Annotated in this window: 23 protein-coding genes and 1 pseudogene; 18 read left to right on the forward strand and 6 right to left on the reverse strand. The window is 63.5% G+C overall.

All coding sequences use genetic code 11. The annotated features are described in order from the left end of the window. Positions 1 to 33 precede the first annotated feature (33 nt). Both NCS28_RS21355 and parA read right to left on the reverse strand, forming a co-directional pair. Positions 34 to 903, reverse strand: a pseudogene (locus NCS28_RS21355) (ParB/RepB/Spo0J family partition protein); the annotation flags it as partial. 216 nt (positions 904 to 1,119) lie between these two features. Continuing rightward, complete coding sequence (parA, locus tag NCS28_RS21360; RefSeq protein ID WP_250515756.1) at positions 1,120 to 1,782, reverse strand: ParA family partition ATPase; 663 nt, start codon at positions 1,780 to 1,782, stop codon at positions 1,120 to 1,122. A 320-nt stretch (positions 1,783 to 2,102) separates the two neighbouring features. Between parA and NCS28_RS21365 the strand changes: the two genes are divergently transcribed. Beyond that, positions 2,103 to 4,529: a bifunctional acetate--CoA ligase family protein/GNAT family N-acetyltransferase gene (locus tag NCS28_RS21365; protein WP_250515757.1), complete on the forward strand. Its 2,427-nt coding sequence runs from the start codon at positions 2,103 to 2,105 to the stop codon at positions 4,527 to 4,529. Here the strand turns inward: NCS28_RS21365 and NCS28_RS21370 are convergent. After that, positions 4,526 to 5,071: a hypothetical protein gene (locus NCS28_RS21370; protein ID WP_250515758.1), complete on the reverse strand. Its 546-nt coding sequence runs from the start codon at positions 5,069 to 5,071 to the stop codon at positions 4,526 to 4,528. The two genes, NCS28_RS21365 and NCS28_RS21370, sit on opposite strands and share 4 nt — an antisense overlap. Positions 5,072 to 5,162: 91 nt before the next feature. Then, positions 5,163 to 5,939 (reverse strand): IclR family transcriptional regulator, encoded by a 777-nt coding sequence (locus tag NCS28_RS21375; RefSeq protein ID WP_250515807.1) that lies wholly within the window; start codon positions 5,937 to 5,939, stop codon positions 5,163 to 5,165. A 221-nt stretch (positions 5,940 to 6,160) separates the two neighbouring features. On the opposite strand from NCS28_RS21375, the gene NCS28_RS21380 reads away from it, so the two are divergent. The 9 genes from NCS28_RS21380 to NCS28_RS21420 are packed head-to-tail and all read left to right on the forward strand — an operon-like array spanning position 6,161 to position 14,896. Continuing rightward, positions 6,161 to 7,162: a sugar ABC transporter substrate-binding protein gene (locus NCS28_RS21380; protein WP_250515759.1), complete on the forward strand. Its 1,002-nt coding sequence runs from the start codon at positions 6,161 to 6,163 to the stop codon at positions 7,160 to 7,162. Then, entirely contained in the window at positions 7,159 to 8,664 is a 1,506-nt protein-coding gene (locus tag NCS28_RS21385; RefSeq protein WP_250515760.1) for a sugar ABC transporter ATP-binding protein, read from the forward strand. Before NCS28_RS21380 ends, NCS28_RS21385 begins: the two co-directional genes overlap by 4 nt. Further along, positions 8,654 to 9,676, forward strand: coding sequence for an ABC transporter permease (locus NCS28_RS21390; RefSeq protein ID WP_250515761.1), 1,023 nt, complete (start codon positions 8,654 to 8,656; stop codon positions 9,674 to 9,676). Before NCS28_RS21385 ends, NCS28_RS21390 begins: the two co-directional genes overlap by 11 nt. An 11-nt stretch (positions 9,677 to 9,687) precedes the next feature. Further along, positions 9,688 to 10,005, forward strand: a complete 318-nt coding sequence (locus tag NCS28_RS21395; protein ID WP_250515762.1) for a UxaA family hydrolase — start codon at positions 9,688 to 9,690, stop codon at positions 10,003 to 10,005. A 9-nt stretch (positions 10,006 to 10,014) separates the two neighbouring features. Beyond that, complete coding sequence (locus NCS28_RS21400; protein ID WP_250515763.1) at positions 10,015 to 11,307, forward strand: UxaA family hydrolase; 1,293 nt, start codon at positions 10,015 to 10,017, stop codon at positions 11,305 to 11,307. Between the two features lie 22 nt (positions 11,308 to 11,329). Next, positions 11,330 to 12,376, forward strand: a complete 1,047-nt coding sequence (locus NCS28_RS21405) for an aldo/keto reductase (protein WP_250515764.1) — start codon at positions 11,330 to 11,332, stop codon at positions 12,374 to 12,376. Further along, positions 12,373 to 13,209, forward strand: a complete 837-nt coding sequence (locus NCS28_RS21410; RefSeq protein ID WP_250515765.1) for an amidohydrolase family protein — start codon at positions 12,373 to 12,375, stop codon at positions 13,207 to 13,209. The genes NCS28_RS21405 and NCS28_RS21410 overlap by 4 nt, the downstream gene beginning before the upstream one ends. Positions 13,210 to 13,261: 52 nt before the next feature. Further along, positions 13,262 to 14,005: an SDR family oxidoreductase gene (locus tag NCS28_RS21415; RefSeq protein ID WP_250515766.1), complete on the forward strand. Its 744-nt coding sequence runs from the start codon at positions 13,262 to 13,264 to the stop codon at positions 14,003 to 14,005. A gap of 42 nt (positions 14,006 to 14,047) precedes the next feature. Continuing rightward, positions 14,048 to 14,896 (forward strand): ureidoglycolate lyase, encoded by an 849-nt coding sequence (locus NCS28_RS21420; RefSeq protein WP_250515767.1) that lies wholly within the window; start codon positions 14,048 to 14,050, stop codon positions 14,894 to 14,896. 78 nt (positions 14,897 to 14,974) lie between these two features. On the opposite strand, the gene NCS28_RS21425 is transcribed toward NCS28_RS21420, so the two are convergent. Beyond that, a complete protein-coding gene (locus NCS28_RS21425; protein ID WP_061120443.1) occupies positions 14,975 to 15,415 on the reverse strand; it encodes a PaaI family thioesterase in 441 nt (146 codons plus the stop codon). Between the two features lie 272 nt (positions 15,416 to 15,687). On the opposite strand from NCS28_RS21425, the gene NCS28_RS21430 reads away from it, so the two are divergent. Beyond that, positions 15,688 to 17,229, forward strand: coding sequence for a methyl-accepting chemotaxis protein (locus tag NCS28_RS21430; protein ID WP_250515808.1), 1,542 nt, complete (start codon positions 15,688 to 15,690; stop codon positions 17,227 to 17,229). 6 nt (positions 17,230 to 17,235) lie between these two features. Here NCS28_RS21430 and NCS28_RS21435 read toward each other — a convergent pair whose 3' ends face one another. Beyond that, positions 17,236 to 18,315: an AGE family epimerase/isomerase gene (locus NCS28_RS21435; protein ID WP_502801227.1), complete on the reverse strand. Its 1,080-nt coding sequence runs from the start codon at positions 18,313 to 18,315 to the stop codon at positions 17,236 to 17,238. A 156-nt stretch (positions 18,316 to 18,471) separates the two neighbouring features. Between NCS28_RS21435 and NCS28_RS21440 the strand changes: the two genes are divergently transcribed. From NCS28_RS21440 to NCS28_RS21470, 7 genes are all read left to right on the forward strand, one after another. Next, complete coding sequence (locus NCS28_RS21440) at positions 18,472 to 19,155, forward strand: MgtC/SapB family protein (RefSeq protein WP_250515769.1); 684 nt, start codon at positions 18,472 to 18,474, stop codon at positions 19,153 to 19,155. Between the two features lie 120 nt (positions 19,156 to 19,275). Continuing rightward, positions 19,276 to 20,331, forward strand: coding sequence for a hypothetical protein (locus NCS28_RS21445; protein WP_250515770.1), 1,056 nt, complete (start codon positions 19,276 to 19,278; stop codon positions 20,329 to 20,331). A 254-nt stretch (positions 20,332 to 20,585) separates the two neighbouring features. Further along, entirely contained in the window at positions 20,586 to 20,738 is a 153-nt protein-coding gene (locus NCS28_RS21450; RefSeq protein ID WP_167357790.1) for a hypothetical protein, read from the forward strand. Between the two features lie 475 nt (positions 20,739 to 21,213). Beyond that, positions 21,214 to 22,392, forward strand: coding sequence for a quaternary amine ABC transporter ATP-binding protein (locus tag NCS28_RS21455; protein ID WP_250515771.1), 1,179 nt, complete (start codon positions 21,214 to 21,216; stop codon positions 22,390 to 22,392). Next, entirely contained in the window at positions 22,385 to 23,287 is a 903-nt protein-coding gene (gene choW, locus NCS28_RS21460; RefSeq protein ID WP_250515772.1) for a choline ABC transporter permease subunit, read from the forward strand. The genes NCS28_RS21455 and choW overlap by 8 nt, the downstream gene beginning before the upstream one ends. Positions 23,288 to 23,301: 14 nt before the next feature. Further along, positions 23,302 to 24,294, forward strand: coding sequence for a GlxA family transcriptional regulator (locus tag NCS28_RS21465; protein ID WP_250515773.1), 993 nt, complete (start codon positions 23,302 to 23,304; stop codon positions 24,292 to 24,294). 91 nt (positions 24,295 to 24,385) lie between these two features. After that, a complete protein-coding gene (locus NCS28_RS21470; protein ID WP_250515774.1) occupies positions 24,386 to 25,333 on the forward strand; it encodes a choline ABC transporter substrate-binding protein in 948 nt (315 codons plus the stop codon). Positions 25,334 to 25,341: the final 8 nt, after the last annotated feature.

Raw genomic sequence — 25,341 nt, forward strand, 5'->3', positions numbered from 1 at the left:
CCGAAAAATCATTTTCCGCGGCCATTCCCTGCGTCACTTCTTAGCGTCAGGCTGAAGCATAAGTTCGATCTGATGCAGCAACGCGTCGCGCTTCTCCCTCGACAAACCCCGCAGGCGCAGTTCGAGACGATCTTCCCCGTATGACTTCAGATCGCCGACTGCGACGCCATCCAGCTTGATTTCGAGACGCTGCGCATAGCGCTGACGGCTCGGCGTCTTCGGCGTTTCCTGAGCGCTCGCGCGACCTTTGACGATGTCGGCGACCTGACGCGTACTCAGGTCGTCCGATGTAATCTTGTTAATTAGCCGCAACGTGGCGTCGCTGCCACGGGCCGTATGATAGCGGGCGATCTGATAAGCCATGTTCGAGCCAAACCGGTCCGGCCGCGCGACCATTTCGTGCATGACATTCTCCGGAAGCTTCGCGATAGACAATGCGACGGCGATCGTCGATTCGTCGAGGCCCAGGTGATCCGCCAGCTCGCGCTGACTTTGAAAATGCTGGTCGTCGAGGAAGCGTCGCCAGACCACCGCGTTATCGAACACGGTCTGCGAGTCGCGTTGAACGTTCAGGTCGTAACCCAGCTTGTAGCTTTGAATACCGATCGGCAGGTCGACAACCACTGCCTTGACCGTTTCCTTGTTCGCCTCTTTCAGCGCTCGCACGCGCCGACCGCCATCGCTGACGAAAAACGTCCCCGGATTTTCATAGTCAGGGATGACGTGAATCGCCTGCTGTTGCCCCTGCTTCGCGAGATTAACGGCCAGTTCCGCAATCGAGTTCTTGAGATAGAAATGGCGCGGGTTGAACGGGCTGGGTTTGATCGACTTGAGCGGCAGTTCGATCACTTGGCCGGTCGTGTAACGGTTCGCGCGCCGCCAGGCCCGAAATTCATCGGACTCCGGGCCGGCATTGACGTCGGCGGGGTCGTCGGCGACGAAAGCACTCGATCGGCCATTCGCGGCGGCCTGCCCTACGTGCTGAATGTCGCCGATGCCATCGATCGCGTTGAGACGATCGAGCGCCGTGCGCTTCTCGCTGCTTGTCGAATCGGGGCGAGCCTTGAAGCCCTTTGCAAACGGGGACGGTTTCATTCAGGGTCCTTTATGCGCATAAAGTCAGGAGAGCATGCCGAGGATTTCATCCGCCACGGCGCGGATCTCGGTCGCCGCCAGGCGCGACCCGCGATCGCTCATTTGAAGGACGGTCACTCCAAGTGCCATCGCCTGCTTGTAGCACTCGCGCGTGGGAATCTGCGTTTTGAGCAACGGAAAGCCGAGTTCTTCGAGCGCGATCTTCAACTCGCGTGTGAGCATGCGCTTCTCTTCCGTCTTGTTGAGCAGAAATACAGCGCGCAGGTCTTCGTTCATCACCTGTGCTTGCTGAACGAGTTTGACGAGGCCGACGCTCGACCAATAATCTGCTGGCGACGAAGATGTCGGAATCACAGCGACGCTCGCCGCGAGTAGCACGACACCGGACACTTTCTCGGTTATCGATGGCGGGCAATCCACCACAATGATGTCGTAGTCGTTGACGAACTTCTTGATCTCCCGGTGGATCTGACCGCCTGCTTCCGAGAGGTTGATGACCGGAAACGGAATTCCGCTCGCGCCATCCGATGCGGCGCTGGACCAATGGATCAAGGTGTTCTGACCATCCGCGTCGACTACCAGCACACGCTTCTTCTTTTCGTGAAAGGCCGCACCGAGGTGCATCGCAATCGTGCTCTTACCGACGCCGCCCTTCTGCTGCGTGATCGCTATGATTTCCGCCGCCACGTTTTACTCCGAATTTTGAAGTTCGTTGAATTCTACATTGGCGTAGTTATTTTTCCAGTGATAAACCGCAACAAATGAAAGGCGTAAGCCATACGGCCTAGTTTTATGCGCATAAAGTCGACGCGCCAATCGATGCCGATCACGCTGTGCATGAGGCTTTATGCGCATAAAGCGGCCGACCGGAAAAGCACGTGAACAGCACCGCAGGATCTTTATGCGCATAAAGTCCGCCCACGCGCCCCGGGGCTTCAGTCATCACCCGCGAAACAAAATCGCCTATCCTTAGCGCTGTCTCAACTGCCGCTCGCGCTGGAGCCGACATGACCGTACGCAACCTGGATATCCTTTTCGCGCCGAAGTCGATCGCCATTGTCGGTGCCTCGTCGCGAGCGGGCAGCGTCGGCGAGATGGTCTGGGCGCGTATACAGTGCGCCGGCTTCAAAGGCTCCCTTTGGCCAGTCAATCCAAAACATAAGTCGCTTGGTGGCGAATCGGTGTATTCCGACGTCGATGCCCTGCCAGAAGCGCCGAACGTCGCCGTGCTCTGCACTCGACCGCACACCTGGCCCGACCTCGTCGAGCGACTGGGCCGGCGAGGCACGAAAGCGGTCGTGATCGTCGGCGAAGCGAAGCAGCGTGGCGGTTCGTCGCCATCGCAGGACAAGCATCAATCGCCCGCTGCCGAAACGGATGAATGGACCGTTCGAACGCTCGCCGCCGCGCGGCCCTTCCTCGTGCGTATCATCGGGCCTGCCAGTCTCGGCGTGGTGACGCCCGCGATCGGCGCGTGTCTCGGCGCGCCCGCATGCAGCGTCAAATCGGGCGGCGTCGCGTGGGTATCCGGATCGAATGCGCTGACAAACGGCGTGCTGGGCTGGGCGCGCGCACGCGGTCTCGGCTTTTCGCGCATCGTCGCGCTCGGCGATGAAGCCGACGTCGATTCTGGCGACATCCTCGATTTCCTCGCGAGCGATGCCTCGACGCGTGCGATCCTGCTCGCCGTAGAAGCAGTCCGATCGGCGCGCAAGTTCATGTCCGCCGCGCGCGCTGCCGCACGAAACAAACCGGTGCTCGTGCTTCGCACTGGCCGCGACGATCCCTTCGATCGTCTCTACGGTGCAGCCTTCCGTCGCGCCGGACTTGTTCGTGTCGATTCACTCGACGATCTGCTCGACGAAATCGAAACGCTCGGCATCGGCCGCGTGGCCACGAGCGATGTCGCGACTGTCATCACGAGCGATCGCGGTGTCGCGACGCTCGCGCAGGACGCGTTCAGCGCCGCGGGCGATGACCTTGCGCCATGGCCGACAGCCGCACGAGACGCCGTCGCCGCCGTGCTGCCTCGCGCCCGTGCAGGCAATCCGCTTCTGCTCGGCGACGCCGCCACGCCCGCCGATTTCGGCGCCGCGCTCGAAGCGCTCGCGTCGCATCGCGAAACCGGCACCGTGTTCGTCGTGCATGCGCCGACGCACAGCGCGCCCGTCGCGGAAGTTGCGCGCATCTTGATTGCCGAGCGGCGTCACGCCTATCGCGGACTGCTGGCATGCTTTTTCGGCTGCGTCGATTCGGCCACGCGCGACGAACTGCACGCGAACGGCATTCCGGTCCACACGACGCCGCATCGGCTCGCTCGCGGCTTCGCGCGCCTCGTCGATTTCCGGCAAGGCCGCGAATTGTTGATGCAGACACCCGATGGCCTGCCCGTCGACATCCCGCAAGACATCGACGCCGCGCAATGCGAAATTCGCAGCGCACTCGCCAACGGCATCGCCGAATTGAATGGCGAACGCGCTGCGCGAGTGTTCGGGCGCTTCGGCATCACGGTAAAACCCGGACCACCCGACTCGCTCACGAGCGATGCCGTCGACATTCAGGCGCGCCTGCTCAATCATCGTGTGTTCGGTCCGGTGTTTGAGTTCAAGGCAGAAGGGGCGCTCGGACTCGCCGACGCGCTTCACGAGTTCGCGTTGCCGCCGCTCAATCCCGTGCTCGCGCGCGATCTCGTCCTGCGCTCGCCGCGCTCGCGCGAACTGCCCACCGAGACGTTGCTCAATGCGCTCACCTCGTTGTCGCAACTCGTTTGCTATATCGAGGAAATCGTTGCGCTGCGGCTCACCTTGCGCGTGACGCGCGATTCGGTAGCCGTTCACGAACCGCAGCTCACGCTCGGCGCGCATCGCAAGCCGCTCGCGATCGTGCCGTATCCGCGCTGCCTCGAAGAGACGCTCGACTGGCGCGGCATGCGCGTCACCGTGCGGCCGATTCGCCCCGAGGACGAAGAAGCACACGCGGCTTTCGTCGCTGCCAATACCGCCGAAGATTTGCGTCTGCGTTTCTTCGGCGCCGTCCGCGGCTTCGACCACTCGCAACTCGCGCGCATGACGCAGATCGACTACGACCGCGAGATGGCGTTGATCGTAACGCGGGCAAACGGCGAAGGCACGGGCGAGACGCTCGGGGTCGCGCGCGCGATCGCCGATCCCGACAACGAGACCGCCGAGTTCGCCGTCGCTGCGCGCTCGGACATGAAAGGGCGGGGATTGGGTTCGCTGCTGCTGTCGCGCATCATCGACTACGCGAAGCAGCGCGGCACGCGCTGGATGGTCGGCGAAGCCTTGCGCGAGAACGCAGGCATGATCGCGCTCGCGCGCAATACGGGCTTCGAGTTGACGAAGACCGAGGATCCGGGCGTCGTCGGTTTCAGGATGCGGCTGTGCGATACGCCGGCACAGCCGCGCGCGGATTAGGCCGCGAGCCTGGCGAGCGCTTCGTCGATCTGGGCGCGCGACAGCGAAAGCTCGTCGAGCAATGCTTCGGCGTACGTACTTCCCGTTTCCTTTTCGAGCCGCGCGATCGTCAACGCGCAACGCGACGTGTCCTTCAATGTCGCGATAAACGGCTTGACCGACTGACCCGACGTGAACGCGTCGAAGAGCGGCACGCGAATGTCGTCGGGCAGAGCGCGTGACGTCCACTGATACGGCTTGCCGTTGTGCGTCAGTTGCGGCGGCAGCGTGCGCTCCTTCTTGGCGGCCGGGATCAGGCCGAAGGTGCGCGCCGCATCGCCGATCTGCTCGGCCGAAAAAAGCTCGTCGGGCGTGATGTCGAATTGCGCGATATACGTTTCGATCGCCTGCATCGCGGCTGCGCGATCGTCGCGCGTCTTCTGCGCGCGCGCGACGATCCCGCGCAGCTCATCGGCTTCGTCGGACGTGATCGTGAAGTTCGCCTGCTTTTGCTGAAGTTCGGTGAATCGGAGGAATTCGGTGTCGGAAAGAAGTTTCGCCATCGGGAATGCGTCGAATTAAACACGGCGGCACGCGATCGCGGCGCGCCGGCTTTTTGAGAGGGCCGCCATTCTAACGCGTCGCGCGTGCCGCTCAGTCGTGCATCATCGAAAGCGACGCCGCGGCGTCTTTCAGCAATGCCGTGACATCGTCGATCGACGGCGCCACGTATTCATCGATACGCCGCATATACGGGCAGGTGAGGGCGGCGATCGCCTGGCCCGATGGCCCGAGCAGCGGGAATGTCACGTCCGTCACGCCGAAGGTTTGCTGACTGTCCTTCTTCGAGTAGCCGAGTTCGCAAATCCGTTGGTAATCGGCGTCGAGCACCGCGCGATCCAGCGCGAGTTCGCCTTTGACCTTGGTGTGCTCCGCAAGCATGTGCTCGCGCTGCTCTTCGGTCTGGAAAGCGAGCATGACGCGGCCCGAGCCGGTGTCGATCAATCCGACGCGCGAGCCGAGCCGCACCGAAATGCCCCACGTTCCGGGGCCGTCCACTTGCGCGATGACGAGTAGATTGCCGCGATCGTAGACGGCGAGATGCACCGACTGCTCGGCCGAGTCGGCGAAACGCTGCATCATCGGCAGCGCTTCGGCAATCAGCCGGTTCATCGGCGGATGACGATGCGCGAGCGCATACAGCTTCAGGCTCAGCGAATAGCGATCGCCTTCGGGCGAGCGCACGACGTACTGTCGCGCAACGAGCCGCTCCAGCATCCGATACATCTCGCTCGCGTTGCGCCCGAGCAGCTTCGTGATTTCCGCGCGCGTCAGTCCCGACTTCTGCTCCGAAAGCAATTCGAGGATATCGAGCCCCTTGTCGAGGGCGGGCGCGCGGTAGCGGTCGGCGTCGTTGTCTTCCACGTCCATGGGCAGTCTGGGTCGGTTCATGAATTCGCGCCGAGTTTAAGCCTTCTGTCAGTCGACGAATACCGGCTAGGGAAATTACCGAGCGGTTTCGCCGCGCATCGTCCTTGACTTCGATTTGTGCGTATATGAATAATACGTTCACTGATGAATAGATACACCAGCAGTTTGCCGAAGCCCCACGTAGCAGTCACGAAGAACCGCACACATCAGGAGACAAACGCATGAGATTCACGAAGACATTTGCGGTCGCCATCGCCGCGGCCGGCACCATCGGCCTGGCCCACGCAGCCGATAGCGGGAAAGTCGGCCTCGGCCTGCCGCTGCTGACATCGCCGTTCTGGCAGTCGTACAACAACTACTTGCCGAAATACGCGAAGGAGATGGGCCTCGATATCCTCGCGCCCGTCAATTCGAACGGCGACCCCGCGCAGCAAATCACCGACATGAACAGCCTGCTGAACCTCGGCGCGAAGGGCATCGTCGTCGGGCCGCTGGATTCGGCGGCGATCAGCCGGGCGCTCGATGCGTCGTCGGCGAAGAGCGTGCCGGTCGTCGCGGTGGACGTCGCGCCGACGCAGGGCAAAGTCGCGATGGTCGTGCGCGCCGACAACCGCGCGTACGGCACGAAGTCGTGCGAGTACATCGGCGAACACGTGAAGTCGGGCAAGGTCGTGCAGATCATGGGCGATCTGGCGTCGGTGAACGGCCGCGACCGGTCCGAGGCGTTTCGCGAGTGCCTGAAGAAATATCCGTCGCTGAGTCTTCTGGAAATCCCGGCCGCATGGAAAGGCGACGCCGCCGCGACCGCGCTCGACAGCCTGCTGACTGCGAATCCCGATGTGAAGGCGATCTACATGCAGGCCGGCGGCGTCTATCTGTCGCCGACGCTCCAGACGCTGCGTCGCAAGCAACTGCTCGTCAAGGCGGGCGATCCGAAGCACATCGTGATCGTGAGCAATGACGGCATCCCTCAGGAATACGATGCGATCCGCCGCGGCGAAATCGACGCGACCATCTCGCAGCCCGCCGATCTGTACGCGAAGTACGGCCTCTTCTATATCAAGGCGGCGCTCGCAGGACAAACCTTCAAGCCCGGCCCGACGGATCACGGCAGCACGATCGTCCAGCGCGCGCCCGGCATTCTGGAAGACCAGTTGCCCGCGCCGCTCGTGACGAAAGCCAACGTCGACGACAAGTCCCTCTGGGGCAACACCATCAAATGAGCGCGCCCGTGGTGGAAGCGCTTGGGTTGACCAAGCGCTACGGTTCGACGGCGGCGCTGTCGGACGTCACGATGCGCGTCTTGCCCGGCGAGTCGCACGCGCTCGTCGGGCGCAACGGTGCGGGCAAGTCGACGCTCGTCTCGATGATCACCGGATTGCGCCGTCCCGACGCCGGCGAGATCCGCTTCGGCGGCGAGCCTGCGCCGCCGCTCGCGGATCGCGATGGATGGCGCGAGCGCGTCGCGTGCGTCTATCAGCATTCGACGATCATCCGCGAGCTGTCGGTCGCCGAGAACCTGTTCATCAACCGGCAGCATCGGCGCGGCGGCGTGATCGACTGGCGCACGATGCGTCGCGACGCGCGCGCATTGCTCGATCACTGGAAGATCGACGTGCGCGAGGACGCGCGCGCCGGCGATCTGACCGTCGAGGCGCGGCAACTCGTCGAGATCGCGCGGGCGCTGTCGTATGGTGCGCGCTTCATCATCCTCGACGAGCCGACTGCACAGTTGGACGGCGACGAGATCAAGCGTCTCTTCAGGCGTATCGAAGAGTTGCAGACAGAAGGTGTCACTTTCCTGTTCATTTCCCATCACTTGCAAGAGGTGTACGAAATCTGTCAGGCGGTGACCGTGCTGCGCGATGCGCGGCATATCGTCAGCGCACCGGTTTCGGCTTTGCCGCGCGACAAGCTGATCGAAGCGATGACGGGCGAGCAAGGCGGCCTCGCTGTCGCCGATGCGGCGACGCGCGCGCCTTTGGCCGCCGATGCGTCGATCGCGCTTTCCGTGTCCAAGCTTTGCGGCGCCGACTACGACGACATCAGCTTCACCGTGCGACGCGGCGAAGTCATCGGCCTGACGGGCGCGACGACGAGCGGTCGCACGAGCGTTGCGGAAGCCATCGCCGGATTGAAGGCGCAGCGCAGCGGCACGATCGCGGTCGACGGCCGCACGCTCACGCCCGGCGACGTGCCCGACGCATTGGCGAATGGCGTCGGTTGCGTGCCGAAGGACCGGCATCGCGAGGGTCTGGTGCTCACGCAGTCCGTCGCGGAGAACGCGTCGATGACGATCGCGCGCACGCTCGGGCGCTTAGGCATCGCGTCGCCGGCGAAGAAGAACGCGTTCGGGCGTCGCATGATCGCGGCGCTCGGCATCAAGACGCAAGGGCCGGAGCATGTCGTGTCGGGCCTGTCGGGCGGCAATCAGCAAAAAGTGGTGATGGCGCGCGCGCTCGCGACCGATCCCGACGTGCTCGTGCTCATCGATCCGACCGCGGGCGTGGACGTGAAATCGAAGGAAGCGCTGCTCGGTGTCGTCGAGCGCGTGCGCGAGGAAGGCAAGGCGGTGCTCGTCGTGTCCGGCGAACTCGACGACCTGCGCACCTGCGACCGCGTCCTCGTCATGTTCCGCGGCGCGATCGCCGCCGAATTTTCTGCCGGATGGCAGGACCATGAACTCATCGCATCCGTCGAAGGAGTGTCTCTCCATGAAGCATGACGTTTCCAGTCCCGCGATGGCCGGCGTGCCGATGCAACGCCAGCGCCCGCGCATCGAGTTCGCGCGGTTTCGCGATCTCGCGCTGTTGCCCGCGCTCGCGTTGCTGCTCGCGATCGGCGCGTTCGTCAGCCCGAGCTTTCTGACGCAGGCGAATCTGATCAGCATTCTGGGTGCGTCGGCGGCGCTCGCGCTCGTCGTGCTCGCCGAATCGCTGATCGTGCTGACGGGCAAGTTCGACTTGTCGCTCGAATCGACGGTCGGCATCGCGCCCGCCGTCGGCGCCATGCTCGTGATGCCCGCGGCGTCGGCGGGCTTCGGTCTCGAGTGGCCAGCGGCGGCCGGTCTCGCGGCGATCGTGGTGGTCGGCGCGCTGATCGGCTTCGTCAACGGCTTCATGGTCGTGCGGCTGCGCCTGAACGCGTTCATCGTCACGCTCGCGATGCTGATCGTGCTGCGCGGGATGCTCGTCGGCGCGACGAAGGGCGGCACGCTCTTCGACATGCCACCGTCGTTCTTCACGCTCGCGACCACGCTCGTGCTCGGCCTGCCGATTTCCGTGTGGCTCGCCGCGGCGGCGTTCGCGGTGGCCGCGTTCATGCTGCGCTATCACCGCTTGGGGCGCGCGCTATACGCCATCGGCGGCAATCCCGAAGCGGCGCGCGCTGCGGGCATTCGCGTCGAGCGCATCACGTGGGGCGTGTTCATTCTGGGCAGCGTGCTCGCGTCGATCGGCGGGCTCGTCGTCACGGGCTATGTCGGCGCGATCAACGCGAACCAGGGCAACGGCATGATCTTCACGGTGTTCGCCGCGGCGGTGATCGGCGGCATCTCGCTCGATGGCGGCAAGGGCACGATGCTCGGCGCACTGTCAGGCGTTTTGCTGCTGGGCGTCGTGCAAAACCTCCTGACACTTGCGCAGGTTCCTTCGTTCTGGATTCAGGCGATTTACGGCGCGATCATCCTCGGCTCGCTGATGGTGGCGCGGATCGCGGGCGGCGAAGGACAAAACTGACGATATCGACGATGCAAAAAACCACCGACCCGCGCCTCATTCTGCTGAGTCCGGAAGACAACTGCCTGATCGCCGCCGCGCGTTTGCCAGCGGGCGAAACGCTGATGATCGAAGGCGAGGCCGTCACGCTCGCGGCGACCATCGAGCTTGCGCACAAGATCGCGCGGCGGGCGCTCGCGAAAGACGACAAGGTGCTGCGCTACGGCGCGATCATCGGTCACGTGAATGCCGATGTCGCGTGCGGCGAGCATCTGCATACGCACAATCTGGAAAGCGACTACATCCCGACGTACACGCACGATGCCGGGCACGCTTACGTACAGCACTGAAGAACACTCATGAACAGTCACGCACTGCAAGGCTATCCGCGCGCGGACGGCAGGAAGGGCATCCGCAATGTAATCGCGGTGGCGTATCTCGTCGAATGCGCGCATCACGTCGCTCGCGAGATCGTCACGCACTTCCGTCCATCGTTCGATGACTTCGATTCCTTCGATCCGCTGGCCGAATCGCCCGTGCATTTGATCGGCTTTCCGGGCTGCTACCCGAACAGCTACGCCGAAAAAATGCTGGAGCGCATCTGCACGCATCCGAACGTCGGCGCGGTGCTGTTCGTGTCGCTCGGCTGCGAGAGCATGAACAAGCACTATCTCGCCGATGCCGTGCGCGCGAGCGGGCGGCCCGCCGCCGTGCTGACGATTCAGGAAAAAGGCGGCACGCGCAGCACGATCCAGAACGGACTCGACTGGGTGCGCGATGCGCGTGCGACGCTCGCGCAGCAACACAAGGTGCCGATGGCGCTCGACGAACTGATCGTCGGCACGATTTGCGGCGGTTCGGACGGCACGAGCGGCATCACGGCGAATCCGGCGGTGGGCCGCGCGTTCGATGCGTTCATCGACGCGGGCGCGTCGTGCGTCTTCGAGGAAACGGGCGAGCTCGTCGGCTGCGAGTTCCATATGAAGCGGCGCGCGGCGCGGCCCGAACTCGGCGACGCGATCGTCGAATGCGTGCAGAAGGCCGCGCGCTACTACACGACGATGGGCCACGGCTCGTTTTCCGTCGGCAACGCGGACGGCGGGCTGACGACGCAGGAAGAGAAATCGCTCGGCGCATATTCGAAGAGCGGCGCGTCGCCGATCGTCGGCATCATCAAGCCGGGCGATGTGCCGCCGACGGGCGGGCTCTATCTGCTCGATGTCGTCCCCGATGGCGAGCCGCGCTTCGGCTTTCCCAATATCAGCGACAACGCGGAGATCGGCGAGCTGATCGCGTGCGGCTGTCACGTCATTCTCTTCACGACGGGGCGCGGCTCGGTGGTCGGCTCGGCGATATCGCCGGTTATCAAGGTTTGCGCGAATCCGTCGACGTATCGCAACCTGTCCGGCGACATGGACGTTGACGCCGGCCGCATTCTCGAAGGCCGCGCGACGCTCGACGAAGTGGGCCGCGAAATCGTCGATGTCACCGTTGCGGTGGCGGCGGGCGCCGCATCGAAATCGGAGGCGCTCGGGCATCAGGAATTCATCCTGACTTACAAAACCTTCGAACCGGTCGGGCCCGCGTGTTTGCCCGGCGGCGTGGGACGCGTTACTGTGGCGTCTCGCACCGTGGAGATCGTTTCAAACTGAACGTATCGACTGAGGGTCGCACATGACAGGAGACACGCAGGCAGTCTCGCGCCGGCGCACGATCGGCCGCACGGCGCTGGAAGTCACGGCGCTCGCGCTCGGCACCGCGCCGCTCGGCGGGCTGTATCACGAATTGACCGAAGACGAGGCGCGCGCAACCGTCGATGCCGCCTGGCAAGCCGGCATCCGCTACTTCGATACCGCGCCGCACTATGGTCACACGAAGGCCGAGCATCGTCTGGGCGACGCGTTGCGGCGTTATCCGCGTGGCGAGTTCGTTCTCTCGACCAAGGTCGGCCGGCGCTTCGTCCCGCGCACGAGCGCCTACGACGGCAGCGAAGGCTGGGCCGCGCCGCTACCGTTCCAGGCGATCTACGACTACACCTACGACGGCATCATCCGTTCGTTTGAAGACAGCCAGATGCGCCTCGGCATGATCGATATCGACATCGTGCTGATACACGATATCGGCCGCGTCACGCATGGCGAGAAGAACGCGCACTACTGGAAGCAGCTCACCGATGAAGGCGGCTTTCGCGCGCTCGAAGAGTTGAAGCAGTCTCGCGGCGTAAGAGCGGTGGGCCTCGGCGTGAACGAAGGCGCGGCCGTGATGCAAGCGCTGGCCGAATTCGACATCGACTGCGCCTTGCTCGCGGGCCGCTACACGCTGCTCGAGCAAGACACGCTCGACGATCTTCTGCCCGAATGCGAGAAACGAGGCGTGAGCATCCTGCTCGGCGGCGCGTTCAATTCGGGCATTCTCGCGCGCGGTCTCGCTGCGCACGCGCACGGCGATCTCAAATTCAACTACGGCGATGCGCCGAAGGATATCGTCGAGCGCGTCGGCAAGCTGGAGCGGGTGTGCCGTGCGCATGGCGTCGCGCTGTCCACGGCGGCCATCGAGTTTCCTTATGCGCATAAAGTCGTGGCCACGGTGCTGATGGGCGCGCGCACGCCGGACGAAGTGCGCGAGAACGCGGCATCGTTCGCGACGCCGATTCCGCCCGCGCTCTGGGACGCGTTGCGCGCCGAAGGTCTGCTGCACGCGAACGCGCCGGTGCCGCGATGAATATCGACTCACATCAGCATTACTGGGATCCATCGCGCGGCGACTATGGCTGGCTCACGCCGGACATGAAGCCGCTCTATCGCGTATTCGGTCCCGACGATCTCGCGCCGCTTCGCGAGTCTGTCGGCGTTCAACGCACAATCGTCGTTCAAGCCGCGCCGACGCTCGATGAAACGCGCTATCTGCTCGATCTCGCGCGCAATGAAGAGTCGATCGCGGGTGTCGTCGGCTGGGTGCCGCTCGATTCGCCCGATGCGCCGAAGTTCATCGACGAATTCGCGCGCGAGCCGAAGTTCAAGGCCGTGCGCCCGATGCTGCAGGACTTGCCTGACGATACGTGGATCGCACACGCGCCGCGTGAGGATGCGATCGAGCGTCTCATCGATCTCGATCTCGCCTTCGATGCGTTGATCTTCGCGCGGCATGTGCCCCCGTTGATCGAGTTCGTCGAGCGATATCCGGCGTTGCGCGTCGTGGTCGATCATGGCGCGAAGCCGCCGATCCGCGACGGCCTCGCATCCGGCTGGCAACCGTGGGCCGATGGCATCGCGCAACTCGCCGCCTTGCCGCAAAAACTTCATTGCAAGCTCTCGGGCCTCGCGACCGAATCCGGCGAAAACTGGACCGACGAAACCTTGAAACCCTACGTCGCGCATCTTGTCGAGCATTTCGGTCCCGCGCGCCTGATGTGGGGCAGCGACTGGCCCGTGCTCGATATGAACGGCAGTTACACTGCATGGCACAGCACGGCCCAGAACCTCACGTCGCATCTTGAAAAAGCCGAGCAGGCCGCGATTTTCGGCGCGAACGCCCGCGCGTTCTACCGTCTCTGAAACGGCTGATATACCCGGCATGTCTCAAAAACACTTTCGACTGGAGCAGTAGATGGTACAAAGACTGGCAGGCAAGACGGCGTTGATCACGGCGGCGGGACAAGGCATCGGGCTCGCGACGGCCGAGCTTTTCGCGGCGCAGGGCGCGCGCGTGATCGCCACGGATATCCGCACGGCATCGCTCGAAGGGAAGCCATTCGACGTGCGCACGCTCGACGTGCGCGATCCGCAGGCGATCAACGCGCTGGCCGACGAAATCGGCGCGATCGACGTGCTCTTCAACTGCGCGGGCTACGTGCATGCCGGCTCGATTCTCGAAGCGAGCGAGGAAGACTGGGATTTCGCCTTCGACCTGAACGCCCGTGCGATGTATCGTACGATTCGCGCGTTTCTGCCGAAGATGCTGGAAAAGGGCGGCGGCTCGATCATCAACATGTCGTCGGCGGCGTCGAGCGTGAAGGGCGTGCCGAATCGCTTCGTATATGGCGCGTCGAAGGCGGCCGTGATCGGGCTGACGAAGTCCGTCGCCGCCGATTTCGTCACGCGCGGCATCCGCTGCAACGCGATCTGTCCCGGCACGGTGGAATCGCCGTCGCTGAAGGACCGCATCGCGGAGCAGGCGAAGGCGCAGGGCGCGAGCGTCGATCAGATCCAGGCGGCGTTCGTCGCGCGCCAGCCGATGGGGCGCGTCGGCCGCGCCGAAGAGATCGCGGCGCTCGCGCTCTATCTCGGGTCGGACGAGTCGTCGTTCACGACGGGCCAGATTCATGTCATCGATGGCGGCTGGTCGAACTGACCATCCCCTCATTCTTTTTCCGCACCAGGAGGATCAAACCAGATGAAACTGCTTCGTTACGGCCCCAAGGGTCAGGAAAAACCGGGTCTGCTGGACGCCGAGGGCAAGATTCGCGACCTGTCGAAGGTCGTCGATGACATCGCCGGCGCGACGCTGACCGAAGCGGGCCTGGCGAAACTGCGCGACACCGATATCGCATCGCTGCCCGTCGTCGATGGCAATCCGCGCATCGGGCCGTGCGTCGGACGCGTCGGCAAGTTCGTGTGCATCGGGCTGAATTACGCGGATCACGCCGCCGAATCGAACCTGCCGGTGCCGACCGAGCCGGTCCTCTTCAACAAGTGGACGAGCGCGATCAACGGCCCGAACGACGATGTCGAAATTCCGCGCAACTCGGTCAAGACCGACTGGGAAGTCGAGCTGGGCGTGGTCATCGGCAAGGAGGCGAAATACGTCGACGAAGCCAGCGCGCTCGATTATGTCGCGGGCTACTGCGTGATCAACGACGTCTCCGAGCGCGAATGGCAGCTCGAGCACGGCACGCAATGGGACAAGGGCAAGGGCTTCGACACGTTCGGCCCGATCGGTCCGTGGCTCGTCACGAAGGACGAAGTCGCGGATCCGCAGAAGCTCGATCTGTGGCTCGAAGTCGATGGCAAGCGCTATCAGAACGGCAACACGAAGACGATGGTGTTCACGGTCGCGCAACTCGTCGCGTATCTGTCGAAGGTGATGAGCCTGCAGCCGGGCGACGTCATTTCAACGGGCACGCCGCCGGGCGTCGGCATGGGCGTGAAGCCTGAAGCGGTGTATCTGAAGGCCGGCCAGACCATGCGTCTGGGCATTCAGGGCCTCGGCGAACAGACGCAGAAGACCGTCGCGGCGCAGTGACGCGCACGCGCGCAGCCAACAAAAAACCTCGCCGCGGCGAGGTTTTTGCTTTGAAGGACGGAGATTGAGATCGAAGATTCAGGCGTGATAGACCGGCTCGGCGGAGACGCTTTCGCCGATGCGCGTGATCGTGCCCTGCGCGACCGCGACGAGCCGCTCGGCGCCGCCGTCGGTGACGAACACGTCGCACTGGCAGGTCGCCTGCGTCATGCCCGCATGGACGACGCGGGCGCGCGCCATTAGCGTGCCCGAGACGGCCGGGCGCAGATAGTTGATCTTGTACTCGCCGGTGACGACTTTCGGCCCGAGCCGCAGTGCGCCCGCAAAGGTCAGCGCATTGTCGACGAGATAACTCACCACCCCTCCGTGTACGAAGCCGTGTTGTTGCCTGAGCTCGTCCCTGATGGTCAGGCACAGCGTGAGACTTGCTGAATCGACCTGCATCAGCTTGGTTCCGAGCAAGGCGCTGAACGGTTGCGCATTCAGCGCACCGCGCGCGATATCGACTATTTCGGCCATTCGGACACTCCTTGGGTGGGTTCGGTGCCGTCCTGCAAAGACAATAGGAAGCGTTCGCGCGCACTGCAAGGAAGTCACGCAAAAATTGTGCAATGCTGCGTTTCGCCCGGCATGCGCGTCCCGCCGATGACATCGCGCGAAGAGGGCGCATCGCCTGCATTGGCGTAGACAAGCCTTCGGGCAAACGATTCAAGCTTTCCGGCGCGCCTGCCGTAAACCCGCAGTGTCCCCGCAGTCAGCGGGCCTAAATTCGGAAAGCGTGGGTGCAAGTGATGTTCGGAAAGATCAAGGTTTCATCGGGTTTGCTCGCAGTGCTGGTGGTGTTCTGTCTCTTTCAACTAGTGACCGAAGGGCTCGGCTTCTGGTCGCTCTCGCGCACGCATGACGATGTCGGCAGCCTGTCCGACATCGCCCTCAAGCAGGTCAACGCGGTCAACGAGACCACGCAGCATCTGATGGACGCGCGCATCAACCTCTCGCGCGCGGGCACACGCATGGTGCGCGGCGGCACCGAGCCGACGGAAATCGTTCAGCACGCGCGCGAGCAGATCGCGGCGGCGGACAAGGCGTTCACCGCGTTCCTGAACGCGCCGAAGACCGGCGAGGAAAATGCGGCGCGCATGACCGCGCTGCGGGCGAAATACGCCGACTATTCGAAGGCTTTGAGCGAACTCGTCCAGTATCTCGACGCCGGCAACATCCAGGCGTTCCTCGATCAACCGACGCAAGGTTTCCAGGACCGTTATCTCGCGGAACAGCAGAACTTCGTCAATTTCGGCGATGCGGCCGGCCGCGGCTATCTCTCGTCGATCGACACGCGTTACGCATGGTTCCGCGCGGTGGGTATCGCGATTCTGGCGGCGCTCGTCGCGGGGATCGCGCTCGTGCACGTGGCGTTGCGCCGTGGCGTGATTCAGCCGCTGGAGGAAGCGGGCCGCCATTTCGAGCGCATTTCGCAAGGACGTCTCGACGAGCGCATCGAAAATCGCGGCACGAACGAAATCGGCCGCCTGTTCGCGGGACTCGCGACGATGCAGGCCAGCGTCGCGAGCACCGTGAAGACCGTGCGCGAGACATCCGATTCGATCAATCTCGGCGCCGATGAAATCGCGAGCGGCAACGCCGATCTGTCCGCGCGCACGGAAAATCAGGCGGCTTCGCTCGAAGAAACCGCATCGAGCATGGAAGAGCTGACCGCGACGGTGCGTCAGAACGCGGAGCACGCGCGCGAGGCGAACACGCTCGCGGGCGAAGCGCTCAACGCGACCTCGCGTGGTTCGAGCGTGGTGGACGATGTCGTCGAGAAGATGCGCGGCATCGCATCGAGTTCGGACAAGATCGCGGAGATCATTTCCGTCATCGACGGCATCGCGTTCCAGACCAACATCCTCGCGCTGAACGCGGCCGTCGAGGCGGCGCGCGCGGGCGAGCAAGGGCGCGGCTTCGCGGTCGTGGCGGGCGAAGTGCGTGGCCTCGCGCAGCGCTCGGCGCAATCGGCGAAGGAAATCAAGGAACTGATCGGCGAATCGGTCGCGCAGGTGAGCGACGGTTCCGTGCTCGTCGAGCGCGCGGGCGCGGCGATGCGCGAAGTATCGGCTTCGATTTCACGCGTCACGCAGATGATGGCGGAGATCAGCGCCTCGTCGCTGGAGCAGAGCGTGGGCATCGAGCAGGTCAATCAGGCCGTCACGCAGATGGACGAGATGACCCAGCAGAACGCCGCGCTCGTCGAGCAGGCCGCGGCGGCCGCGTCGTCGCTGCACGAACAGACGCGGCAGTTGAAGGCGGCGGTTTCAGTGTTTCAGCTCGCCTGATTTGATTCAGAGCGGCAGCGCCGCGTACGACGTCGCGAGGTGATACGGCGTCGTCGACGGCATTTCGGCACGGCTGATCTCGCCTTGCGCCGAGCGGCATTCGACCCAGCCGGTTTCGTGCAGAAAGCGCGCGCGAAAGCGCTCGATCTGCGCACCGACGGCGTCGCCGCGCGTGGCCAGCGCGCGCAGATATTCCGTCTGCGCCCAGATGCGCTGCGTGCCGTCGATCACATGGCCGGCTTCGTCGATGGCGGCATACACGCCGCCCGTTTCATGATCCACGCCGCGCTGCTGCGCGAAATCGAACGCGCGCACGAGTCCTTCGTTTAGACCTGCCGCCTCGAACGAGGGATGCCTGCTTCCCAGCGCGAGGAAGTACCACTCGAACTGATGTCCCGGCTCCAGCCGATTGCCCGCCGTGCCCATCGGCAATTCGGCGATCGAGCCGCTCGGCCCGTGCACGAACGCGTCCGCGACGGACTGCGCGAGCAGCGTGAGACGCCGGTCGTAGGCGGCATCGCCGGTGGCTTCGCGTGCGGCGAGCCATGCTTCGGCGAGATGCATCAGCGGATTCTGCAACGGCGTTTCGATCGTCGCGCCGAAGTCTTCCGAAAGCGCCGCGTTCAACAGGTCCCCGCCGCTCGAAAAGCGCACCTCGACGAGCCGCGACGTTTCATCGAGCAGCGCGAATGCATCGGCCGAACCGCTTTTCTTCGCATAATGCGCGCACGCGAAAACGACGAACGCATGCGTGTAGAGATCCTTTTGACGCTCGAACGGCGCGCCGCTCGCATCCACGCTGTAGAACCATCCGCCGTTTTGCTTGTCCTGAAAATAGTGCCGCAGCGATTCGAAGAGCGTCGCGGCGTGCGCGAGATCGCCGGCTTCCGAGAACACGAAGAGCTGGCGCGCGCAGGCCATCGCGCGATAGCGCTTCGGCGGCAGCGGCGCATGATCGCCCGGCGCGACGGCTTCATACGCGAGGCCGAGCGTCGCGTTGAACCCGCGCCCGCGCCAGATGGGCAGCACGACGTTCGCGTAATGCGCGCGCAATTGCGCGGCGGATTTCAGGTTCGTCGATTGCATGGCCGACGAAGTGTTTGATTGCTGATCCTGCATAAGAACGCTCTTAATGTTTCGAGGGGCGCACGGCGATGCGAGGCGCACGCAACTGGAAAGCATAGCAAAAGCCGCCCGGAGCGCACGGCGTCTTTGGGCTTCTCAACCGGTGGAGGATGAAACATGTTGGGGAACATGGAACTGGTGTCGCGGCTCGTGATGGCCGCGGCGCTCGGCAGCGTGATCGGCTTCGAGCGCGAGCGCCTCTCGTGGGCGGCCGGGCTGCGGACGCACATGCTCGTGTGCGTCGGTTCGGCGCTCATCATGATCGTGTCGGCGTACGGTTTCGCGGATGCGCTGAAATACGACCACGTCGTGCTCGATCCGTCGCGGGTCGCGGCGCAGGTCGTGTCGGGCATCGGCTTTCTCGGCGCGGGCTCGATTCTTTTGCGCGGCGAAATCGTCCGCGGGCTGACGACGGCCGCGAGCCTGTGGTCGGTCGCGGCGATCGGGCTGGCCGTCGGCGGGGGACTCTACACGGCGTCGATCGCGGCGACGGCGATCATCCTCATCATCCTGGCGGGGATCAAGCCGCTCGAACGCCGCTTCATCAGCGTGAAGCAGCGCCGGCAACTGACGATGCTCGTCGAACGCGGCTCGCTGAGTTTTCATGCGCTGCACGAGGCGCTCGGGCCCGGCAGCGTGCGCGTGAAGCAGTTCGTCGTGCAGCAGAGCGACGATTCGCCCGATCTCGACGAGGTGCGGGTGGAATTGTCGCGGGCATCGGCGACGGAATATCAGGCGATATGCGAACGCTTGCGACAACTCGACGTCGTGCGCGAGTTCCGTGAGGACGATGCGGCCTGAAATCGCCGACAGGATGCTGGTTTGCGCACGCAGCCATGCGACAATGCGGCCTCTCGAAATCATCGCCGAAGCGCCGGTGTGCCTTGCGCGCCGGTCATAGAGGCCGCCCCTTTCGAACCTATGCCAGATTCCGCAGTAAAGAAAGACCCCGACGCGCTTCGGGGCGATTCGCCCGCATCACCCCGCCGGCGCGCGGCGCAAACGCATGAAGTGCAGGTCACGAAAGCCAGTGTCGACACCGAAAAGAAACTCGCCCGCGCCGCGCGCTCGGCGCAGCGTCTCGCCCAGTTGAGCGATGGCGCGCGCGGCGGCGAAACGCTCGACCTGTTCGCCGAGGATGCCGAACGTGCGCATCTTCAGGCGATGAACACCGATATCCGCCAGGGCACCTTCGAAGGCTTCGAGTTGCCGGATGTGTTTCTCGCGGCGGTGCAATCGAACGGCCACGCGCCGGAATCTGGCGTCGCGAAACGCGTCGCGCGCGAGAGCGTGGCGTCGGTCGCGCCGGCGCGGGGTTTGTTTCAGGACGATTTGCCCGACGTCGACGTGCCAGCCGTGAAAACCGGCGCGATCGCCGCTGCCGCGACACGATCGGCGAGCATCAGCACGTGTGTCTCGCCGGAAAGCGCACCGCTGTCGCCGGCGGCGCTCGCTTCGGCGCTGATCGCACGCGATCGTGGGGAGCGCGGTGAATGCAGCGCCGCCGAGCCGCTTGCGAAGGACATCGCCCGCAATGCCACCGCGCCCGAGCTCGACCGCGCCCGCGCGACGGCGTTCGCCGATACCATCGACGCGCTCTACGCGGTCATCGCCGAACAGCGCACGTCCGCCGTGGCCCACGCGCGCCGCATGAAGACGATGCTGACGATCATCGTTTGCGTGATGCTCGTCACGGTGGCGACCGGCATCGCGCAGACGTCGGTGCTGCTGCGCATGAGCCGCGACAACAAGCTGCAGCAGGACCGCGCGGAGCAACTGATGCTCAACCAGCAGGCGACGCTCGCCTCGCTCTTCGATACCGATTCCGAAAACGTCGGCATGCACCGCGCATCCGACATCGCACGCGATTCCAGCGACGTCTCGCCGATGAAGCCCGTCAGCGCCGTGCAGCCTGATTCCGCGCCGAAAACGCGCGCGCACCGCAGGCACCGTCGCGCCACTGCTTCGACGCACTGATCCCCGCTGTCAGATTCCCGCGACACCCCGCCTTGCGGCGGCGTGTCGCGCTCTGCGTTCGCATAGGCGTCTGAGCTCAGTCATATGGGCTTCTCCGGCCCGTCCCTCTTTTTCACCTAGCTCGGAATGGACGGTGAGGTAGAAAAACTACCAAATTTCTTTCCAAGAAATGTTGCATTGCACTAGAAATCTATCGGGGCTAACCCTATAATTCTTTCTAAGGGAAAACCCTCTATCACTAACCGGAGTCAGTCATGAGCTACCTCTTCGCCCTGCTGCAAAAATTCGCTTCGATGTTCGAATCGGCGCACCTGCCGATGGACAAAGACTACTCGTATCAAGCACGTTTCCGTGAATCCGAGCGTCAACGCAAGGCACGCGGCACCGCATTCGGCATCCGTCTGTAATGCGTCGCTGACGGCGGCACGGGAAACATAAACACAAGCAACGCAAGCAACAAACGACGGCACACGCCGTACGACCCGCCCGCCAATTCCTGCTGTTTCTGCTGCTCTTGTAGTTTTTCTAGCGAATTTCACCCTGCTTCGGCTTATCTGCCGGACGCATCTCTCCCAAGCGCTCTACGCGCTAAGCCAGCCTTCGCCCCTTTCGTCTTGCTGACACAGGCGTAGCAAGCCGCCTGCATCGCAAAACGACATCGCGACTTGTATTTGCGCGACACGCGAAAAAACGCAAGATCGTTCTCTTCGCTTCCCGCAAACCGTTATCCAGCAAGGCTCCGATTACTCGTCGGCGCCATCCCCCTTATTCCAGTGTCGTATTTCCACATGTGGTTGTCGCAAATAGTCGGCTGATGCGACTTTTTTCTGGCAACTATGTATGCATAGCGCGGACGCGCGTCCGCACGCCAGGAGATATTCGATGAATTCCCCCAAGGTAGTAGTCGAAGGACTGTGCAAGGTATTCGGCAACAGTCCCAAACAGGCGCTGGACATGCTGGCCGGTGGCGCGACGAAGGAAGAAGTCTTCAAGCGCACCGGACAGATCGTCGGCGTTCATAACGTCTCCTTCGACGTCAAGGAAGGCGAGATTTTCGTGCTCATGGGCCTGTCCGGTTCGGGCAAATCCACGCTGATCCGGCTCATCAACCGGCTGGTCGAACCGACGGCCGGCAAGGTGTTGATCGACGGCCGCGACGTGGCCTCGGTGCCGCGCTCGGAACTCACGGCCCTGCGCCGCAAGGACATGAGCATGGTGTTTCAGTCCTTCGCGCTCATGCCGCAACGCACGGTTCTTTCCAACGCCGCATTCGGCCTCGAGGTCGCGGGCGTCGGCAAGAAAGAGCGCGAAGCGCGCGCGATGACAGTGCTCGAGCAGGTCGGCCTGGCGCCGTTCGCGCAGAAGTTGCCCGCGCAACTGTCGGGCGGCATGCAGCAGCGCGTGGGGCTTGCGCGTGCGCTTGCGGTGAATCCTTCGCTGATGATCATGGACGAGGCGTTCTCCGCACTCGATCCGCTCAAGCGCAAGGAAATGCAGAACGTGCTGCTCGATCTGCAACGCGAGCAGCGCCGCACGATTCTCTTCGTGTCGCACGATCTGGAAGAGGCGATGCGCATCGGCACGCGCATCGCGATCATGGAAGGCGGCCGCGTGGTGCAGATCGGCACGCCGCAGGAAATCATCACCAATCCCGCCGACGACTACGTGGAAGCGTTCTTCGAAGGCATCGACACGAGCCGCTATCTGACCGCGGGCGATCTGATGCAGACGGACGCCGTGCCGCTGATGAAGCACGCGCCGCAGATCGACGCATCGAGCGTCGCGGCGACGCTCAACGGCAGCGCCGACTACGCGTTCGTGCTCGATGGGCAGCGCCGCATCCGCGGCTTCGTCGGACGCGATGCGAACGGCAATGCCGCGTCGCAGATCAATCCCATCGAATGTGTCCAGCGCAGCATGACGCTCGACGACGTGGTGAATCGCGTGGTCGCGAGCCCGGCGCCGCTGCCGGTCGTCGAAGCAGACGGTTCGTATTGCGGTTCGATCAACAAGGCCAATGTCCTGAAGGTTCTTACGCACCATCGAGGTTCCCATGTCTGAAATCATTCCGCTTGGCAGTTGGGTGGACCACGGCGTCCACTATCTCCTCGATCACGACGCGAAAACCTTCGACTCCATCGGCAAGGTCATCGAAACGTTCGCCGCGGCGATCGAGCACGGCCTGCAGGCCATTCCGATGTGGCTGTTGATGGCGATCTTCGTCGGCATCGGCTTGTGGCGCGTCGGCTGGCGATTCGCGGCGTTCGTGCTGGCTTCGCTGTTGCTGATCTACGCGACGAACTTCTGGGACCAGATGGTCATCACGCTGGGCCTCACGCTGTCGTCGACGTTCATCAGCCTCTTGCTCGGCATTCCCCTCGGCATCTGGACGTCGAAGAGCAAGTACGTCGAAATGGGCGTGCGTCCGGTCCTCGATCTGATGCAGACGATGCCCGCCTTCGTCTATCTGATTCCGGCCGCGATGCTGTTCGGCCTCGGACGCGTGCCGGGCATTCTCGCGACCGTCATCTTCGCGATGCCGCCGGCCGTGCGTCTGACCGCGCTCGGCATCAAGCAGGTGAATCGCGAGATCGTGGAAGCGGGTCAGGCGTTCGGCTGCACGCCGTGGCAATTGCTCTACAAGGTGCAGATTCCGAACGCGCTGCCCTCGATCATGACCGGCGTGAACCAGACGATCATGATGGCGTTGTCGATGGTCATCATCGCGTCGATGGTCGGCGCGGGCGGCTTGGGCAACGACGTGCTCGCATCGATTCAGCGTCTGGATATCGGCCTCGGCTTCGAGAGCGGCTTGTCGGTGGTGTTGCTCGCGATCATCCTCGACCGCATCACCGAGAGCTTCGGACGTTCGCCCGGCATGGCGCGCGCCCCGCTGCTCTCCGGTCTCAAGAGCGTGATGAAAGTGCGCCGCGAACCGGCGACGCAACAAAGCTGATAAAGGCACGAGCGATGAAGCGCGACGCGATCGTCCCGGCGGTTACGGATTCACCGTTGTCCAATCTCGCGCACTTCGGCTTTCTCACGCTGCCGAACTTTTCGATGATCGCGTTCACGAGCGCGGTCGAGGTGCTGCGCATGGCCAACTACGTGGGCCGCGAGCAGCACTACCGATGGTCGATCATCACGCCCGACGGCGAGCCCGCGCGCGCGAGCAACGGCATCACCGTGAAGCCGACGGTGACGCTCGACGAGGCGGGCATGCCGGACGTGCTGATCGTGTGCGCGGGCTGGCACGTCGCCGATTATGTCGATGACAAGGTGATCGAGCTCCTGCGACGCGCGCATGAAGCGGGCATTCCGCTCGGCGGCATCTGCACCGGGCCGTATGCGCTGCTCGCGGCGAAGCTGCTCGACGGTTATCGCTGCACGCTGCACTGGGAAGACATGTCGCCTGTCAACAAGCGCTTCCCGCATGTGCGCTTCGCCGACGAGCTCTTCGTGATCGATCGCGATCGCATGACCTGCACGGGCGGCACCGCGCCGCTCGATCTGATGCTCAATCTCGTCGGCATGCGGCTCGGGCAGGCGCACGCGGCGCAAGTGTCGGAGCAGTTCATCGTCGAGCGCATACGCGGATCGACGGACTATCAGCACATTCCCGTCGATGCGCGCGTCGGTTTCTCGCGTGCCGAACTCGTCGAAGTGGTTCGGCTGATGGAAGCGAATATCGAGGAGCCGCTCTCGCTCGAAGAACTCGCGCGTCTCGTGCATCTGTCGCAGCGGCATTTGCAGCGCATGTTCAAGATGTTCCTCAACGTATCGCCAACGCATTACTACCTGACGCTGCGTTTGCGCCGCGCGCGCGAGCTGCTGCGCAACACGGATGCGTCGATCGCGCGGGTGACGAGCATCTGCGGTTTCCATTCGCCTTGTCACTTCAGCAAGGCGTATCGTGCGCAGTTCGGCCACGCGCCGAGCGTGGAGCGCCGCTTGTCGGCCTGACGTCTTTCTGGTCTTTTCTTCGGTTCGTGCGGGCATGGCGAAGTCGCGCGCGCGGGCCTCGCCATGCCTTCAAAAACTGGGAGAGAGATTGATGAAACGCTTGTGGATCGCGTCGATGGTTGCGGCAATGTTTTCGGGTGCCTATGCGGCGAACGCCGCCGAGCCCGCCGCGTGCAGAAACGTGCGCTTCGCGGATGTCGGCTGGACGGATATCGCCGCGACGACAGGACTTGCATCGACCGTCCTTCAGGGACTCGGCTATAACCCGACGAAGACCATCGCCTCCGTGCCAATCACGTTCGCGGGCGTGAAGAGCAAGCAGATCGACGTGTTCCTCGGATACTGGTCGCCGACGATGGACCCGATGATCGAGTCGTTCAGGAAAGCTAATCAAGTCAAAGTACTGACGACGCCTAATCTGACCGGCGCGAAGTACACGCTCGCCGTGCCCGATTATGCGTATCAGGCGGGCATCAAGAACTTCAACGATATCGCGAAGAACTACGACAAGCTGGACGGCAAGATCTACGGCATCGAGCCGGGCAACGACGGCAACGCGGTCATCAAGAAGATGATCGACAACAACACGTACGGGCTCGGCAAGTTCAAGCTCGTGGAATCGAGCGAGGCGGGCATGCTCGTCGAAGTGAATCGCGCGATCCGCGAGAAGAAGCCGATCGTGTTTCTCGGCTGGGAGCCGCATCCGATGAACGTGCAGATGAAGATCGACTATCTCTCGGGCGGCGACGACGTGTTCGGTCCCAACTACGGCGAAGCGAAAGTGTTGACCGTCACGCCGACGGATTACGACGCGCGTTGCCCGAATGTCGCGAAGCTCGTATCGAATCTGCAATTCACCACGGACATCGAGAATCACGTGATGCTGCCGATCATGAACAAGACCGATGCGAACAAGGCGGCGCGCGAGTGGCTCAAGGCGAACCCGGCGGTGCTCGACAAATGGCTTGCGGGCGTGAAGACGTTCGACGGGAAGGACGGGTTGCCGGCGGTGAAGGCGTATGTGGCCGGCAACAATTAGGCTATAGC

Source organism: Caballeronia sp. INDeC2, from assembly GCF_023631325.1.
GTDB lineage: Bacteria > Pseudomonadota > Gammaproteobacteria > Burkholderiales > Burkholderiaceae > Caballeronia.